Source organism: Vibrio cionasavignyae (assembly GCF_050337155.1).
In the GTDB taxonomy this organism is placed as follows: Bacteria; Pseudomonadota; Gammaproteobacteria; order Enterobacterales; family Vibrionaceae; genus Vibrio; species Vibrio nomapromontoriensis.
Window position 1 is genome coordinate 185,752 of sequence record NZ_JAKJSR010000016.1, and the last position, 17,616, is coordinate 203,367.

Consider the following 17,616-nt stretch of genomic DNA (forward strand, 5'->3'; position numbering starts at 1 on the left):
TAACTATCTAAATTAGTATAAACCACATTTCCAGAAGGTATTGATTTAATGAATTAATTTTTGAAATACATCCGATCAACGCACAATAACCACACTAATTCGCAATCTTTGCTTACTAAAATGAAACATAATTTTTGTCAGAGTCCCCCTACTTTCTGCTGATTATCGGCCCATTTAAATAAATCAACCCCATATTAGTGCGACATCAACTGTTGCACGCGCAACAATTGATGTGTATAGTCTATGTAAATCCACTATTCCTCACTAATCATTAAGGAAACGTTATGACATTCTCCGTATCCATTATCCACCGTATAGCTGCTATGACTGGCTTTAGCATTATTCTAACGTTTTTTCTTAGTACGCTATTCGTCGAATTATTTGCTTCAACCTCCGAGATCCTAGCGGTTAAAACGTTTATATTATACGCGGTTTGGCTGCTCATTCCTGTTATGGCTATCACTGGTATCACGGGCAATAAAATGGCACCAAATGTCACTTCTGGACCGATTGGAAATAAAAAAAGACGCATGCCATTTATTGCTATGAATGGTCTATTCGTCTTACTGCCTTGTGCGGTATATCTTCAACACCTTGCACAGTTAGGGCAGTTTGATGTGATCTTTTATTGTGTACAAGCGGTCGAATTACTTGCCGGGTTCACCAACTTAACACTGATGACTCTCAACATTCGTGATGGATTGAAGCTGAAGCGACAAAAGAAATAGCCAACCAGTGTTAATAAGAGGATTTTGTCTCATTGCCGAAATAAACATCATTCTGATTCTCCAACCACAACTCATGTTTTTCCATCACTTTTGAAAACATCCGGCTTTGCAAGTAATTGTCGAGCCAACGACGTAAGTTAGGGTAAGGGCTTTGCAAATACCACTGTCGCTCGATACGAGCAAATTTTCGAATAAATGGCATAATGGCAATGTCCAATACGCTTTCAGACTCTGAAAATAAGAACGACTGTTTCGATAGTCGTTCTTCTAGTGTTGATAACACCGCTTCGCAAGCCTTACGACAAGCGTCTAAATTATCATCATGGTATCGTTTTGCGCAGCTGTAAGCTTCCAAGGCTGGCACAAATTCCGCTTCAAAATTGCTAATAAGATCGACCATTTCTGGTAAAGATTGAGGTTGCGTTGAGTCCAGTAAATCATCAGCATCGCTCTGTGCTAACGCCCATAGCATGATCTCTAAACTTTCTTCTAAGACAGTTGGCCCTAATACTAAAACAGGTACACTACCTTTTGGCGAAGCCTCCAGCATATCGCGAGGCTTATTATTGAGTTTAATCGCTCGAATTAACACTCGTTGCTGAGCTCTATATATCGCAATTCGGGCTCGCATCGCATAAGGGCAATGCTGCAGCGAATACAATATAGGCAATCCATCACTTTTTACATCCAGCCTGATCATATCTCGCATCCCATATTTATATTAAGTCACATGAGTGTTACACAATACATGGTAGGGTTCAAAATCCACAGTACCGTGTCATCACTTAATTAGCGCTTGCTATTTAACGCCTTAACCCCAATAACTTATCTAACAAAGATAAAATAAAGGCGCGCTATGCAATCTCCTGAGGCATCCAGCAACATCGCTAATCTTGCCAAAGATTATACTCAGACGAAGAGCAAAAATCTGGGTATATTATTTGAGTTGATGGCATTTATCCGTCCCTATAAATGGAAGGTCATTGCGGCACTAATCGCATTAATCTTTACCGCCTCCTTGACACTTTCTGTCGGTCATGGCGTCCGTATCTTGATTGACGAAGGATTTTCCCAGCAATCGATACAAGACCTTGGACGTGCAATTCAATTTATTCTCATCGTAACCCTGCTCATTTCTATCGGCACATTTTTCCGGTTTTATTTGGTTTCGTCTGTTGGAGAACGAGTCAGTGCTGATATTCGGTTGGCGGTCTTCAATCATGTTATTACCCTGCATCCCAGTTACTTCGAAACCAACAGCAGTGGTGACATCATGTCACGAATCACAACCGATACCACCTTACTGCAAAGTATCATCGGTTCATCGTTTTCGATGGCGATGCGCAGTGCACTCATGTGTGTCGGTGCCATTGTTATGCTCTTTGCCACCAACATTAAATTGACGCTTATTGTCTTAGCCTCAGTCCCGTTTATTCTGATCCCGATTTTGTTATATGGTCGACGAGTTAGGGCTTTATCGCGTCAGAGCCAAGACTCTATGGCTGATGTGGGTAGCTATGCAGGTGAAGCCATTGAGCACATAAAGACGGTGCAAAGTTATAGTCATGAAACGCAAGAACGTGCTGCTTTTGCAAAAGAGGTGGAAAAGGCCTATGAGATTGGCCGCCAACGAGTCAAACAACGGGCAATTTTAATTTCTGGTGTGATAGTCATTGTCTTTAGTGCTATTGCTGGAATGCTTTGGGTGGGCGGAAGTGACGTCATTAATGGAACAATGTCGGCGGGTGATCTGGGCGCATTTGTTTTCTATGCCATCATGGTGGCCTCTTCACTTGCGACCATCTCCGAAGTATTAGGAGAACTGCAACGCGCCGCGGGTGCCACTGAAAGGCTAATTGAGATTTTACAAGTGGAAAGCCACATCATAGCGCCAGTAAACCACGTTCTAACGAGTCAGGTTCTGTCTTCTGATGTCCATTTTGATGACGTGACGTTCCACTACCCTTCTAGGCCCGACGAAGCTGCCACGCGCCATTTAACGTTGCATGCCGAAGAAGGCAAAGTATTGGCATTAGTCGGTCCTTCTGGCGCCGGGAAAACGACCTTATTTGAACTATTGCAACGCTTTTACGACCCTAAAGCGGGCTCAGTCATGTTGGGTGGCGTGGATGTTCGTGACTTTGATCCTATCGAACTACGTAAACAAATGGCACTAGTCCCTCAGCAACCCGCGCTATTTAGTCATGATGTTTTCCACAATATACGTTATGGCAACCCAGACGCTACTGACGAGCAAGTGATTGAAGCCGCAAAAAAAGCCCATGCGCACGAGTTTATTATGAGCCTACCTGAGGGATATCATAGTTTTCTTGGAGAACGAGGAGTAAGGCTGTCTGGAGGGCAACGACAACGTATTGCCATCGCTCGCGCTATTTTAAAGGATCCAACTATACTGCTACTCGACGAAGCGACCAGCGCATTAGATAGTGAAAGCGAGTACCATGTACAGCAAGCCTTAGAAGCCTTGATGCGTGGAAGAACGACCATTATCATCGCCCATCGATTGTCGACGATACAGCATGCAGACAACATTGCGGTACTCGATCGCGGACAGTTAATTGATGTCGGTAATCATCAATCTTTGCTAAAAAGTTGCGAACTATATCAACGGCTCGTCGAGCTACAATTCAAACATTTAGAGCAATAGTTCGAACATAGAGCAATAGTTACCACGCAAATTGGGCACAAAAAAACCACCGTTCAAGAGAGCTTAAACGGTGGTTTTAAAACGCTTACAACGCAAATCAACGCCGAAGCTAGAAGCTAGAAGCTAGAAATAGTACCCGTCTCTTCCTAGAACTACACTTATAACCCTTGAACATATTGGGCATTGGTACGCACTTCAACTAAACGATCTAACTGTTGTTGAGAGCCCTCAATACCCGCTAATAATCCTTCAAAGTGTTTGATCAATTCAACTTTATCTTGTTGCTCTTTTGAACCCGCGCCAATGTTAGTCAGATCGATAAAGAATTCGTCAAACAATCCAGACAAATCATTCACAATGTCGTAGTTTAAGAATTGCTCGTGATTGTAGATACTTGGATAACCGCCCTTCTGCTTATCAACAGCGAACGAGATACCTTTAACATTGGTAATCGTCGTTGCTTTCTCACATTTAAGCATACAACCCGCTTCTATCGCGGCTTTGTTACAACCCACAGTGCGTTGGAAGAAACACTGACGGCTCGTCATCATCAGAATTGGATGATAAATGCTGTAGAAAAGCTTAAAGTTTTCAGGGCGAGAAATATGACGAATCTGGCCATGATTGATTTCGTTAGAGATAAACGCACCCGCACAGTTCAACTCTTCTTTTAATGTAATAAGCGCGTGAGAGTTAGTGGTGTTCATAAATGGACCTGCCACCCATTCAATACCCATCTCATAGGCTTTATACGCGATACCCGTGTTGTTAGTCACAATACGCGCTGGTTTTACTTCTTCTAACACACGTACCGCTTCATCGTAATCTTTACCAATGAGTACTGCAGGGAACCAAGGGATTAATCTTGGGTTAGCAGCAAGAATATCAATGTATTTGTTGCAGCGCTTTTTAAAGCTTTCCGGCAATTTGAAGTAAATATCAGCCTCTGTCACATCACATAAATGCAGGTCTTTTTCATCTGCAATCAACATAGACAACGTCGGCTTATCGTTCACTTTGGCGAACTTTTCCAATGCTGGCACATCAACATGCTTAACGACGGCTACCGAGCCATTCAAAATAAAGTCAATCTCATCTTTCACAACCGACACTTCTCTAAACGGAATGGAAAGGTTCGCATCAACCGCAGAGAAATCATAAGATTCAATAGTATGAACGGCACTTTTTAGAGATTTAAAACGTTTTTGCAAGAATTCTTGGGTAATAGACTTCTCATCGGCAGCGGATAAAATCGATGTTGATGTAACCGTAAACGTGTCTGTATCCGAAGTCACCGTCACTGTTAATGGTTGACCCATTTTAGCGGTAAAAATCAACGTAACCGGTGTTTTACGAATGTCTAAGAACTCGATTTTTTCTCGCATTTCTTGGCCAAGTGCGTTCTTATCCGCATGAAGTTCACTGTTTACTTCTTGGATCTGAACAACCGATATCGCCCCTTTCTTCTCAGCTGCGTAGTTAGCGCTGTTATCACGAGGATTATCGATAAACATGTCTTTCGTTAAATTGCCTTTTAAGAAAGAGTTAGTGAAGTCACGATTGAATACCTTGTGCAAGTTAGAGTCATCTTCAAGCAATAGCCCTTTCTCCACAAAACTATCAATCTGCTTGCGCCATGTATCAATAACCGTGTAAACGTAGTGCGCGCCTTTAATACGACCTTCAACTTTCAACGAATCGACTTTTGCATCAACCAATTCTGGTAAATCATAGTATGCCGAGTTGTCTTTCAAGTTAAGCGGGAACTTGTTACCTGCATTGGTAATTTCATACTCATCGCGACACGCTTGGCTACAACGACCACGGTTGCCTGAGTTACCCACACTCACGGAACTTGAATAACACTGCCCAGAGAAAGCAATACACAACGCACCGTGTACAAACACTTCGGTTAATACATCATGATCATGAGCAACTTGCGTCAGCATTTTGATTTCAGGCAGATTTAACTCCCGAGACAGGTTGACGCGCGTTGCTCCAATCTTAGAAAGGAACTTGATTTGACCTTCATTGTGCGTAGTCAACTGAGTCGATGCATGGACATCTAACGTTGGGAAGTATTTCTTCACTAAGTCAAACAGACCTAAATCTTGAACGATAATGCCATCAACTTTCGTGTTCACTAATTGATTAAGCAGTTTAACAATGCTCTTAATTTCATACTCAAGCAGCACCACGTTAAGAGTAAGGAACACCTCACAGCCATATTCATGAGCAAGGCGAATGACACCATTTAACTCATCAAGAGATAAATTCGACGCTCGGTTACGAGCGTTAAAGGTGTCCAACCCACAATAGACGGCATTCGCGCCTGCAACAATTGCTGCTTTGATGGCTTCTACATCGCCGCCCGGTGCCAATAACTCAATTTTTCTGCTCATTAGAAAGTGCTCACTTGCTAGACTTGTATTTTTTTGAGGGCGTATTCTACCTAGATCACACTATTATTACCACTCGCGATACCCGCGATGTAAAAACTAATTTAAAACCATGTTAATAGCCCTAATATAAGCATGGACTAATCAGGTGGTTCTGTGTGATCGTGCTCAATGAATAGCGTGTAAATCGATATGTATGACCCGTGACGCATTAGAAGAATAATGCTCTTGTGGCTCTATCTGTGAAATACAACAAATACAGCCACGATAAGAAAGCAGAATTGATTTCGGCGCTAGTTTAGAAAATGCAGCGCCCGTAGATTAGCTTTGTAGAATCAATAACGGCAGCCCAAGCATAGCGTCACCTGAGCTAGCAAGATACCAAATGATCCCCACTAAACTTGCCACGGTGACCACATACCAAATTGCAGAAACAATCTGACCAGAGCGATCAAGTGGCAATAGATGGCTAAAGTGACGAGCACGCCATTCAAAACCTATCTCTATACTACCAATCAGTAACATCAAACCCAAAAGAGTCAGGTTCAATGTATAGCTCAAATAAACCCCAAATGCCGCTCCCGCAATACACATCACCAATCCAACTAAAGAGTTCATGGAAAAGCTGATACTTTTTAAGATATGTCCGCCGTCGAGTGGCAAGATAGGCAGCAAATTAAACAAATTTAGCAGCGCATTAAACGCAGCAAGCCCTGCAAAAATGTCGGCCCCGGTAATCCAGTATGCGACCAAAGATAACAGCGACATAAACAAACCAAAGGTAGGCCCCATGATGGATATCACTACGTCTTGCCAGCGAGTATTAATTCTTTCGTCACTAAGCGCGAGCCCGCCCATAAACGGAATCAAATAGATCCCTTTGGTTTTCATACCAAAATACTTCATCGCTCGAATGTGCCCATACTCATGAAACACCAGACAGGCAATCAGCGCCAAAGCAAATTGTAAAGAAAACAGCCAAGAGTACGCCGCAACACTTGCCCCCATTAGCACCACTTTGATCACTTTGGCACTTTTAAGCAGCTTGAAGCCTAGCGAAGCCAAGCCAATTACACTCAGTTTGTTCTGTTTTTCAATGGGCGTAACAGGCGTCTGCTGTTCAATATCCTTTGTGTTTCTATCCCCTTCGGTCACTTGTTCATCATTAACAAACAATTGATAGCGAATAGTAAAAGGCTGCCAAGTTAGATCCGTAATAAGCCGAACTGTTATGCACTGTGCAGCAGCGACATCCACTGCAGTATCTGAAGCCGACACACCTTGCATAGGTTGCACAGAAAGTTCAAATTGGTGCTCTTTAACACCCTCATAATCCGTGGAAGCAGGAATGACCGAAACAACCTCCCCTCCCCAAAAGAGCTGCTGCCAACCCGCCATAGATCCTTCCAAGCGAAGTGATTTACCCAAGCAATCGATGTTTAATAGTTCCAATGTAGTCTCATTTAATCCAAATAATGAAAGACGGTGTTCGCCTTAAACGCTGGATATCAATATACAACGCCGCGTCGCGTTGTTCCATAAGAGGCTATAGTTCTAACCTATTTATAATGAAGATGGGTGGCATTCAATCACTACCTAGGGATCACAATAACTATCAACTCAATTAGTGTCGTTCGCGTTGAGCCATAAGGTGCTGGGTATCACCGTATCAGGGAGAGCCCCTACCTAACGAACATATTACAATGTTAACTCTGGGACCATCATTGACATTTCTTTGCTTTTCCTGATTTCACTGGGGCTAAATCCATAGTACTTTTTAAACACTCTGCTGTAATAATTAGGACAATCAAAACCGCTATTATAGGCACTTGTTTTGATTGACTTCCCTCCATAGAGTAACCTTATCGAGTGCTTTAGCCTTATAATATTAAGCAGCTGATTGAAAGTGATATTCTCTTTATAAAGAACACGATGCAGTTGTGTAAAAGTCATATTGGCTGATTGGCTCAACTCCTCTGCAGACCACTTCTTGGTAATATCCATACGCATAGCATTGGCAATTCGGTCTATTTCATGGGGAAAAGAGATAACATTAATAATTTCATTGTTTGATGCATTGCGAATATATTGAACCATAGCTAAAGAAAACAGTGCGTACAGTGAAGAGATATCACCGATCTTTGAGGAAATCAATTGAGCGGATTTGAAACTATCGATAATATTTAAGTTATCATTCGATTTATCATCTCTAATGCCAGCAATGTCAAAGCCATTAATAAGTGGTCTAAACTGGCTCTCCTCAATAGAGAACCGATTAATATTGATCGTGCATTCCTTCTCAACAGCACTCAACGAAATGCCAACATTCGTATATGCTGGAATAAAAAACACTTTTGACCCACTGCTTTCATGCATCCTGCCATTAATACATATAAAGCCTTTCGCATTCTCAACCATGACCAAATTATGCTTAGTCACCAAGTTAGATGAGGTTAATGTTTCGCTCTGAAACCGAATTGTACGAAATAACCCCTTGAAGTTATTCAATGGCTAAACTCACAGCCAATGACATAGGTTGACGCTGCTTTTTTACCCCACTATTAGCCAGAGAAGGACGATGACTTTTATCTTCTAACAGTGGGATCAAATTATCAATATTCGTTGGGTAATAATAGTAATAACCTTGCATATACACATGCTCCGTTAAGTGCATCTTCCTTTGACTTGCAGTTTCCACCCCTTCAATAATAAGCCTAGGCGCATACAAGCTTAATAGTTCAGCCAACATTTTAATTATTTCATCGTTATCATGATATAGCAGATAAGATTTATCGAGCTTAATTACATCCCAAGTAAAATACTGCAAAGCGTGGGTCTTACTTCTGTCCTTGTGACAGTAGTCATCTAACCAAAACTCTACACCATGGCTTCTAAGTTTCTTAATGTTCTTCGCTAATCCATGATGGTCTAATGATAGCTGCGTACACGTAATTTCAATCGCAATTGAAAAGTCTAAAATAGCAAGAAGATTATTGACGAAATGATCGTTATTCAAGCACGACAGCGGTAAGTTAAATGACATCAACATATCGTATTTCTTTATATATTGACGATAGTAATCGAGCTGAGCAAACATAAGTTTCTGAAGAAACTGGTCATTAATTTGAGCAAAAAAGTCCTCACCACTAATTTGTTCACCACTACAGTCCGTAACTTGTGTGAGAACCTCATAAGCATATACTGTAGCACTGACTGGATGTACTATTGGCTGGACCTTAAACTCAAACTCGGCAAATACTGCACAATCAACCGTTGAATATGCCAAAAATCGACTACTAGAACCTGCTTGTTGAATGGCGACTGACATACCACTATTTCCTTAAATTTCCATTGATATTGGAGAAGTAACTCCTAACGAATTTCGATGATAACGAGAAGTCGCTCATAACTTAATGAAAAAAATTCGTTGAACATAAAATAGTGCTTTATTGAAAGAAGATCCCAATTTCGTCAAAATTGTGACGCAAATGGTACGGCTACCCATTAACCCACTTAAAAATTATCATTTTCAGCATGAAAAATAGCGCTACAGGCTAAGCATCAATGAGTATTTAGTATAAAAGAGAGTCGGTTTCAATTGATACAAAGTAGAGTTATTACTTTATTGATAGAGTTGATTTTAATATACATGAAAATGTGGGTTCATAATCGACAAAACTATTTGTGTTGCCATCTTTACTTTATTACCTAGAAAAAGTCGCGGTAACATCGATTAACTCGACGTTACCGCGACCCTTTATCCAAATATTCTGACCATTAAATCACTGTTGGTTCAATTGGGCTTTGGCTGCTTCAACTTTCGCAAAATCCAAACCTAGTTCTTCGACAGCTTCTTTGATCAATGCTGGGTTCTGCATCACTTGAGTCATCAATTGCTGAAGTTGCTCTTGTGGAAGACCTAACTGGCCAATGGTTGCCATTGCTGCTAGTGGGTTTTGAGTGAGAGTTTGGAATAGCTCGCTTACCTGCTCATCACTGATATTATTTTCTTTTAGAATAGCTAGAATCGGGTTCATGTTACAGCCTCATTGAGTCTATTAAATCAAGTAGACACGCATTCTACCATCCAGACCTATACTGTGAAGTGCTTTCATTACCAATCCGATTAAAATACTTGGGCTAACATAGAGCTAGAACAGACAAGTACTTTGTTAGGGCAACAATGGACGCTTGGCAACACCAAGACGCTGCGTCGTTTGCCAATTGGGTGCAATCCATGTTGGTGCTTCAGACTTAGTAAGTGGCGATTGATTTAAGATAACGTCGGCGATTTTTTCTGCCACCATGATCGTCGGCGCATTTAAATTACCGTTCGGGATAGTGGGAAATACGGATGAGTCGACGACACGTAAACCACTAACATGTCTGACTTGGCAGTTTGGATTGAGTACCGCCATCGCATCATCATCCGCGCCCATTTTACATGTGCATGATGGATGATAGGCACTTTCGACATTTTGACGAACCCAAGCATCAATCGCTTCATCACTCGTCACATCGCTACCGGGTTGAATCTCTTCACCACGGTATGCATCCATCGCTGGTTGAGCCAAGATTTCTCGGGTGAGACGAATGCAGTCTCGCCAGTCCTGTTTATCTTGTTCTGTACTGATATAGTTAAATTCAATGTGTGGTTTTTGATGTGGATCGTTCGAGGTGACAAAAATCCGACCACGACTTTGTGGCTTATTAGGACCAACATGTACCTGAAAACCGTGTCCTGAAAATGCGGCCTGCCCATCATATCGCATCGCTGCAGGCAAAAAGTGGTATTGCAGATTTGGCCACTTTAACCCCGCACGTGAACGAATAAACGCGCACGACTCGAAGTGATTCGTCGCACCTAACCCATCCCTTCGCAATACCCAGCGCGTGCCTATCAAGCCTTTGCTGATTAAACCAAGTTTACTGTTTAATGTAATAGGCTGATGACACGCATATTGAAAATAGATCTCTAAATGATCTTGTAGATTTTCACCCACGCCAGGTAAATCAACCTCAACGTCAATACCCGCACGCTCTAGCACCTGTTTAGGTCCAATTCCCGATAATTGCAGCAGTTGCACCGAACCAACAGAGCCTGCGCAAAGCAAGACTTCCTTATTGACATAAAGTGATTCAACGCTGCCGTTGTTTTCAATCTCCACCCCAACGGCTTGCTTGTCTTGCAATAGAACTCGCCTAGTAACAACACCGGTCTTGACCGTAACATTTGGCCGTTTCATTGCCCGTCGCAAGTACGCATTGGATGTGGATGCGCGCACACCTTTATTTACCGTCATATGCATTGGGCCAAAACCCTCTTGCTGATAGCCATTGTAGTCGGCGGTCTTTGGATAACCCGCTTGCTGCCCCGCATCAATAAATGCATCATACAACGGATTCAGTGTCCTGTTATTGCCATTACAGGTTCCAACAGGGCCATCCACACCACGATAGTCATCTTCGCCCCCCATCCATGACTCTGCACGACGAAAATAAGGTAAACAGTCTTGATAGCTCCAACCTGTCGCACCTTGATCGTGCCACTCGTCAAAGTCACAAGCATGACCTCGCACATACACCATTCCGTTGATAGATGAGCTTCCTCCTAGCACTCGCCCACGAGGACAATGCAAGCGGCGAGCCTCTAAGCCAGCTTCTGGCTGCGTTTCAAATTGCCACGCATATTTTGCGCTGTTCATTGGATAAGACAGTGCCGTAGGCATTTGAATAAAAATACTCTTATCACTGCCTCCCGCCTCAAGTAACAGCACGCGGTGCTCTCCCGACGCACTGAGTCTATCGGCTAATACACAACCAGCTGAGCCTGCTCCGACAATGATGTAGTCATACTTGGTGTTCATTTCCCTTCCCTTTGAATTCAATTGTGAGAATGCGCATTACGACTCAGCTAACCTTCTTAGTGAAGACGCTGATTTTCTATTCGTAAGGGCATTCCAGATCGCCGAGCTCGATCAGTACGCTCTTGTTTTGGGTATAGTGATTGAGCGTTTCAATGCCATTTTCACGGCCGACTCCTGATTGTTTATACCCTCCTACTGGCATCTCTGCCGGTGAGCCACCCCACGTATTGACCCAACAAATCCCGGCTTCTATTTGAGCAATCACGCGATGTGCACGAGAAAGGTTTTGCGTAAACAATCCCGCGGCCAAACCATATTGAGTATCATTGGCACGGCGAATCACGTCGTCTTCTTCAGAAAAACGCAGCACCGACATCACAGGGCCAAAAATTTCCTCTTTGACTTGAGGCATATCATCCGTGCAATCGGCAAAAATTGTGGGTTGAACAAAATAGCCTTTATCAAGACCATGTTTTGTTTCACGCGCGCCACCATAAACCAGTCGCGCACCTGACGCTTTGCCCGCTTCAATAAACCCAAGCACCTTTTCTAAATGCTCAGCCGAAATTAATGCACCGATTTGAGTGGTCATATCCGCTGGATTACCAATGACTAACTTGCGCGTTCTTTGAGTCAATTGCTCTAAAAACTCGTCATAGAGCGCGTCATGAACAAACACACGTGTGCCATTGGTACAAACTTCACCTTGGGTATAAAAATTGGCAAGCATGGCGGCCGAGACCGCGTTATCGAGCTTGGCATCATCAAATATAATAAGAGGTGATTTACCACCTAGTTCCATAGTGACATCTTTCAACGTACCGGCCGCATCTGCCATCACTTTTTTCCCGGTCCCTGACTCGCCTGTAAAAGATACTTTGGCAATATCAGGATGACGCGAGAGGCACTGCCCAACGCGATAATCCCCTTGAACCACATTAAATACGCCATCAGGAACACCCGCTTCGGTATAAATCTCGGCCAACTTCAGGACCGATAAAGGTGTTTCTTCTGATGGCTTGAAGACCATTGCGTTACCCGCAGCTAGAGCTGGGGCCGATTTCCACATGGCGATTTGAATAGGATAATTCCATGCGCCTATACCCGCGCAAACACCCAACGGCTCTCGGCGAGTGTAGAAAAACTGACCATGACCTAAATCTTGTTGTTGGCCCTGGATACTCGATGCTAGCCCAGCGTAGTATTCAATAACGTCTGCGCCCGTCGCGATATCTACTTCCATCGCTTCTTGAATAGGTTTGCCTGTATCTTGCATTTCTAACTCAGCGAGTTCGTTATTGCGTTCGCGAAGTAGCGCAACCGCGCGCATCAAAATACGCCCTCGTTCCATGCCACTCATTGCCGACCATACTTTAAAGCCTTGTTTAGCGGATTCCACCGCGCGGTCAACGTCTTGAACGCTCGCTTGTTCGAGTTCTGCTAATGTTTCGCCAGTCGCTGGGTTACGCGTTAGAAAGGTTTCATTTGAAGAGGCTTGCACGGTCTTGCCGTGAATATAGAGAGACTTCATTGATATCCATGTTCCTTGATAATTCATCTAATTTGACGTGAACCGTCTAACTACGATTGAGACAGTGACGCCGGAGGGAGATACTTTTCGAGATAATCTGAAATAATCAACTGTGCGTTTTGGGCACAAATACCTTGCGGGTTAAGCGCACCGCGCAGCCAAATACCATCGATCAATGCAGCAATACCTTGCGCGACAAACTTTGCCTGTTGATCAGGCAACGCTTGTTTTAACTCTCGACGCAAATGTGACAATAAGCGACGTTCATTGACACGTTGAAGTCGATAAAGCTCCTTGTCATGCATTGACTGAGCCCAAAAAGCGAGCCAAGTCTTTGTCACCTTACTTTCAACTTGATAGCCATCGAAGTTCGCCGCCACTATGGCTTTCACTCTGGCACTGACATCTTGACCATCAACCGCGCTTAAATGCTTAATTGACGTAGCAGAGAGCTGACGTAAAACCGACCGCATGGTTTCTTCTAACAAACCATGCTTACCGCCAAAATAATGATTAATAATGCCAGCTGAGACGCCTGCTTTGCGGCTAATTAATGCGACACTCGCACCGGACAACCCTACCTCATCAATCACGGCCATTGTTGCCTCTACAAGTTGTGGGCGACGGATCTCTGGCATTCCTATTTTTGGCATAAATGTTACCCGAATGTTTTTTAATTGAATGTTCAATTAAAAATAAATTTACACTTAACACATAAAAAGTCAAAGAAACATCGAAAATACCAATCAATAACATGACAAGAAACCGCACCTAGGCACTCATAACACCACGAAAAGATATGTTTATTTGATTGGGTACTTTGTTTTAAAAAAACATCGATTCATTCGCAACGCTTGCACGCTATTTTCGTGTCTAGTAACAACGCTGCATCCATAATCAATGAGAACATTCAATCCTTGGGTATGAGCCGGGAAGCATTTTTTTATCCATAGAAAAGGGAGCAGACCAATAGCGATCTGCTCCCTCTTTTTTATGCTGTTGATGTTTATAGCTCCGCGACCAGCTTTCTACTCGGGCGCTTATAGTAAATAAATTATAATTACTGGTTAAAGTTATATTCCATCACTGCACCATAGAAAGTCACATCATTAAGACGAATAAAATATCGCGTTGCCTGAATGCCAACCGAAAACTGACTCGTTATCTTGCCGTTAAATGAAACGCCTAGATAAGGGTCAATGCCTGATTCGCTAGATGTAATTGTCTTATTCTGATAGTCACTGGTAAAATCGGTTTTCCACGCATAAGCACCAGCAGCACCATTGACACTTAGCCACTCATTAGACCAAAACGCATAGTCCACACCGAAGCTTACTCCATTCCCCAGCGCAGGTGTCGCTTGAGACACTTTTGAATGATACTCTTCAGGCGTTGTATTAGCATCAGCGCTTAATGTCGCACTGGACTGCCCCAAATTAACGTAGCTCATTTGCAATGCCCAGTCAGATTCAAATCGATACCCTACCCCAAGCGACCAAGCGACATCCGTATCGTCTACGCTCACCACTTGAATATCCTCAGATAAACGATTTTCTGCCCGGCTTTGTCCTAGTTCACCTTTTACATACCAATTTGCCACCGCCTGCGGTGAACATACCATGTACAACGAGAGCACTAACAACCCAGCTTGCTTTCTTCGTACTAAAGCCACGAATGCCACAAGACCCAGCCATAACCCCCCAAATGAACCGCCACTTGCTGAGTTATAAGCCTTTCCGGTTGCTGAAAGATTCACGCTTACGGCCACTTTCGCATACGCTGTACCACCGTTACCATCACTCACGCTATATTCAATTTCATCCTCACCATAAAAGTTTTCAGGTGCTTGGTACGAGATTGCATTGTTCACAATAGAAACCTCGCCAAAATTGGCGCTCACTCCAGTGAGTGTTAAATTATCTTGATCAACATCGCTGTCATTTCTAAGGACATCCACTCGCACGCTACTGCCCATGACAACACTCGCTTCATCATTACTGGCGACAGGTAGATTGTTTTGTGACAGTGTCGCAACGCCTCCCGGATCAACAATCGTTCCGTTGGCGGTTGCGTCGTCGTCGTTTGGTCCCCCATCTTGAATCGTCAGCTGGACACACCAATGCCCTTCCGTTAATCCTACCTGCCAAGCTTCATCCCCAGGTGGCGGACAATAACCTTCAAAACCATGCGTAGAAGAGACAACGTTGTATTCATCAAGATAAAAATCCTTCCAGCCATCCACGTCATTGTATTTCCGATAAACAGCATCACTAGGGACAGGTAAACGCTGAGGGATCACTATTTGATAGCTTTGTCCCGCTTCTGGTAATCCATAAGCGATATAATCAAATACACCGCCAACGTTATTCGCTCCACTATCTTCAGGTAGCTCCGAACCCATTAGTAGTGCGCCTCCGGATTGACTTTCTGCAATGGTTGATCCTTTGCGTAAGCACACTCCTGAATCACCTTCCACTAAATAGTTTTCTGATTCTAAAGCATATTGTTGGATAACATTGCACTCACTGATAGCATCTTGGAAATCCGGAATACCGTCATTGTCTAAATCTGAATACCCTTCTTGAACATCTGGAATTAAATCACCATCACTATCTGCCATACCTAGTGACGTCAGCACCTCAACCACTTCGACATAAGCAGGGATCGTTACACTGCCACTTGCACTATCCGTCACTTGCAAATTAATTTGGTAAATCCCTGCCGCCATTTCACTAGGGTCAAACTCGAACTGGCTGTCTAGCACGCTAACATTCGCAATCTCTGCTCTATCATTAATCCAGTGATAGCTATGAGTATCTTCCGAATTGGGATCTGAGACTGTCGCGGCAATAATAATATTGCCACCAGACTTAGATTGTACGGAACGAATTTGATTATCTTGCTTGATAGATAACGTCACTTCTGGTGGGACATTCGACTCATACACGGTCAATGTATAGGACGATTTACTCCCCAGGTTAAGTGAATCATCCAACGTTAGTGTCACCGTCTCATCACCTTCCGTTTGTCCATCATCAAAGATATTGAACGTGACCTCGCCTTCGGTCCCTTCATAAATGATAAATTCACTCGCAACCAGATCGTGGTCTTCTTGATTTGCAGATCCTCCAACCGTAAACGGAACGGTGACGGGATAATGTGCAGCGATTCCGTTCAAGTATATTTTGATCGTTTGACTGCTGCCTTCCGCGACACCATCGTCCTTCCCTATCGATACTAATGGATGAACGGTGACTATCTGATGATCTTGCGCTTGTTCGCCATATGCGTCGCTGGCTTTCCAGAACACTTTATGCACGCCTGGCTCAAAAAACGTATCACTATTGACAAGTGTGACGGCAAGTCGCTCACCACTTGCGTTTTCGGCCATCGCCACCCCTAAGTCGACTTTAGTAAAGAGACCCGTCGCATTGACCTCCACATCATTCGGAGCCGTGATTTCAGGTCCACCATTGGCGATAATTTCGAGCTGAACCTGACCAATAACTTGCGCCCCATTTCCATCGGTCACGCCATATTTAATCTCCACCAGTCCATTATGATCGAGCTCTAATACAATTTGATTATTATTGATGCTGACTAACCCTTCATCCGATATTACCCAAGCGATAGACAAACTATCCGCATCTGGATCTACATCGTTATCAAGAACACTGAATTGATAGATACCTTCAGAGGTTTGACCCATACTCAGCACTTCATTTTCAACAATAGGCTCGTCATTTACCGTATTGACAGTCACTTCAACGATATGGTCATACTGATAACCACTATCGTCAGTCAATGTGATCGTAAAGCTATCGTTGCCGTTGTAGTTATTGGTCGGGGTATAGACAATACTTGTGCCGTTAATAGATATCGAACCATATTCCGGCGCTAGCTTCTCACTGGCACTGACTACATCACCATCAATATCGTCAAACGTATAAGTTAACGTTCCATCGATATCTTCATTTGTCACTAACGTGGAACTAATTGAGATGGTTGGCTCATCATTGACGCTATCAACGGTAACGTTAACGGTTTTGTCGGTGGTGAATCCATGACCATCGGTCAGCGTAATGGTGAAGCTATCACTGCCGTTGAAGTTAGCCTCTGGCGTGTAGACAATGTCCTCGCCTGTGATGGCGATTGCGCCATGACTTGGCGCGCTTTTCTCACTCGCCGTCACCGTATCACCATCCACATCGCTAAAGCTAAAGCTTAAGGTTTGGTTGTTGTCTTCGTCGGTGGTGAGCGTGGAGCTAATGGTGATGGTTGGCTCATCATTGACGCTATCAACGGTGACATTCACCGTTTTATCAGTGGTGAACCCATTACCATCGGTCAGCGTAATAGTGAAACTGTCACTGCCGTTGAAGTTAGCCTCTGGCGTGTAGACAATGTCCTCGCCTGTGATGGC

12 protein-coding genes are annotated in these 17,616 nt (G+C 43.4%); 2 read left to right on the forward strand and 10 right to left on the reverse strand.

Annotation, left to right across the window (positions count from 1 at the left end; genetic code table 11):
- The first annotated feature begins 284 nt into the window (after nt 1-284).
- Complete coding sequence (locus tag L4D74_RS13330; protein WP_428752552.1) at nt 285-728, forward strand: hypothetical protein; 444 nt, start codon at nt 285-287, stop codon at nt 726-728.
- Between the two features lie 10 nt (nt 729-738).
- Here the strand turns inward: L4D74_RS13330 and L4D74_RS13335 are convergent, their stop codons facing one another.
- Entirely contained in the window at nt 739-1,428 is a 690-nt protein-coding gene (locus tag L4D74_RS13335) for a glutathione S-transferase (protein ID WP_428752553.1), read from the reverse strand.
- A gap of 156 nt (nt 1,429-1,584) precedes the next feature.
- Here L4D74_RS13335 and L4D74_RS13340 point away from each other — a divergent pair, with 156 nt between their 5' ends.
- Complete coding sequence (locus L4D74_RS13340; protein WP_428752554.1) at nt 1,585-3,396, forward strand: ABC transporter ATP-binding protein/permease; 1,812 nt, start codon at nt 1,585-1,587, stop codon at nt 3,394-3,396.
- Nucleotides 3,397-3,554: 158 nt separating this feature from the next.
- Here the strand turns inward: L4D74_RS13340 and L4D74_RS13345 are convergent, their stop codons facing one another.
- From L4D74_RS13345 to L4D74_RS13385, 9 genes are all read right to left on the reverse strand, one after another.
- Entirely contained in the window at nt 3,555-5,798 is a 2,244-nt protein-coding gene (locus L4D74_RS13345) for a peptidase U32 family protein (protein WP_428752555.1), read from the reverse strand.
- Between the two features lie 318 nt (nt 5,799-6,116).
- Complete coding sequence (locus L4D74_RS13350; RefSeq protein WP_428752556.1) at nt 6,117-7,247, reverse strand: site-2 protease family protein; 1,131 nt, start codon at nt 7,245-7,247, stop codon at nt 6,117-6,119.
- 246 nt (nt 7,248-7,493) lie between these two features.
- Complete coding sequence (locus tag L4D74_RS13355) at nt 7,494-8,213, reverse strand: helix-turn-helix transcriptional regulator (protein WP_428752557.1); 720 nt, start codon at nt 8,211-8,213, stop codon at nt 7,494-7,496.
- An 82-nt stretch (nt 8,214-8,295) separates the two neighbouring features.
- Complete coding sequence (locus L4D74_RS13360; protein WP_428752558.1) at nt 8,296-9,123, reverse strand: EAL domain-containing protein; 828 nt, start codon at nt 9,121-9,123, stop codon at nt 8,296-8,298.
- Between the two features lie 454 nt (nt 9,124-9,577).
- Entirely contained in the window at nt 9,578-9,832 is a 255-nt protein-coding gene (locus tag L4D74_RS13365) for a DUF2999 family protein (RefSeq protein WP_428752559.1), read from the reverse strand.
- Nucleotides 9,833-9,967: 135 nt separating this feature from the next.
- The gene (gene betA / locus L4D74_RS13370; protein WP_428752560.1) at nt 9,968-11,662 is read right to left on the reverse strand and encodes a choline dehydrogenase; all 1,695 of its coding nucleotides are present in this window, start codon (nt 11,660-11,662) and stop codon (nt 9,968-9,970) included.
- 76 nt (nt 11,663-11,738) lie between these two features.
- Complete coding sequence (gene betB / locus L4D74_RS13375) at nt 11,739-13,199, reverse strand: betaine-aldehyde dehydrogenase (RefSeq protein ID WP_428752570.1); 1,461 nt, start codon at nt 13,197-13,199, stop codon at nt 11,739-11,741.
- A gap of 44 nt (nt 13,200-13,243) precedes the next feature.
- The gene (gene betI, locus L4D74_RS13380) at nt 13,244-13,846 is read right to left on the reverse strand and encodes a transcriptional regulator BetI (protein WP_428752561.1); all 603 of its coding nucleotides are present in this window, start codon (nt 13,844-13,846) and stop codon (nt 13,244-13,246) included.
- A 407-nt stretch (nt 13,847-14,253) separates the two neighbouring features.
- The coding region (locus L4D74_RS13385; RefSeq protein ID WP_428752562.1) for an Ig-like domain-containing protein at nt 14,254-17,616 on the reverse strand (3,363 nt) is incomplete at its 5' end.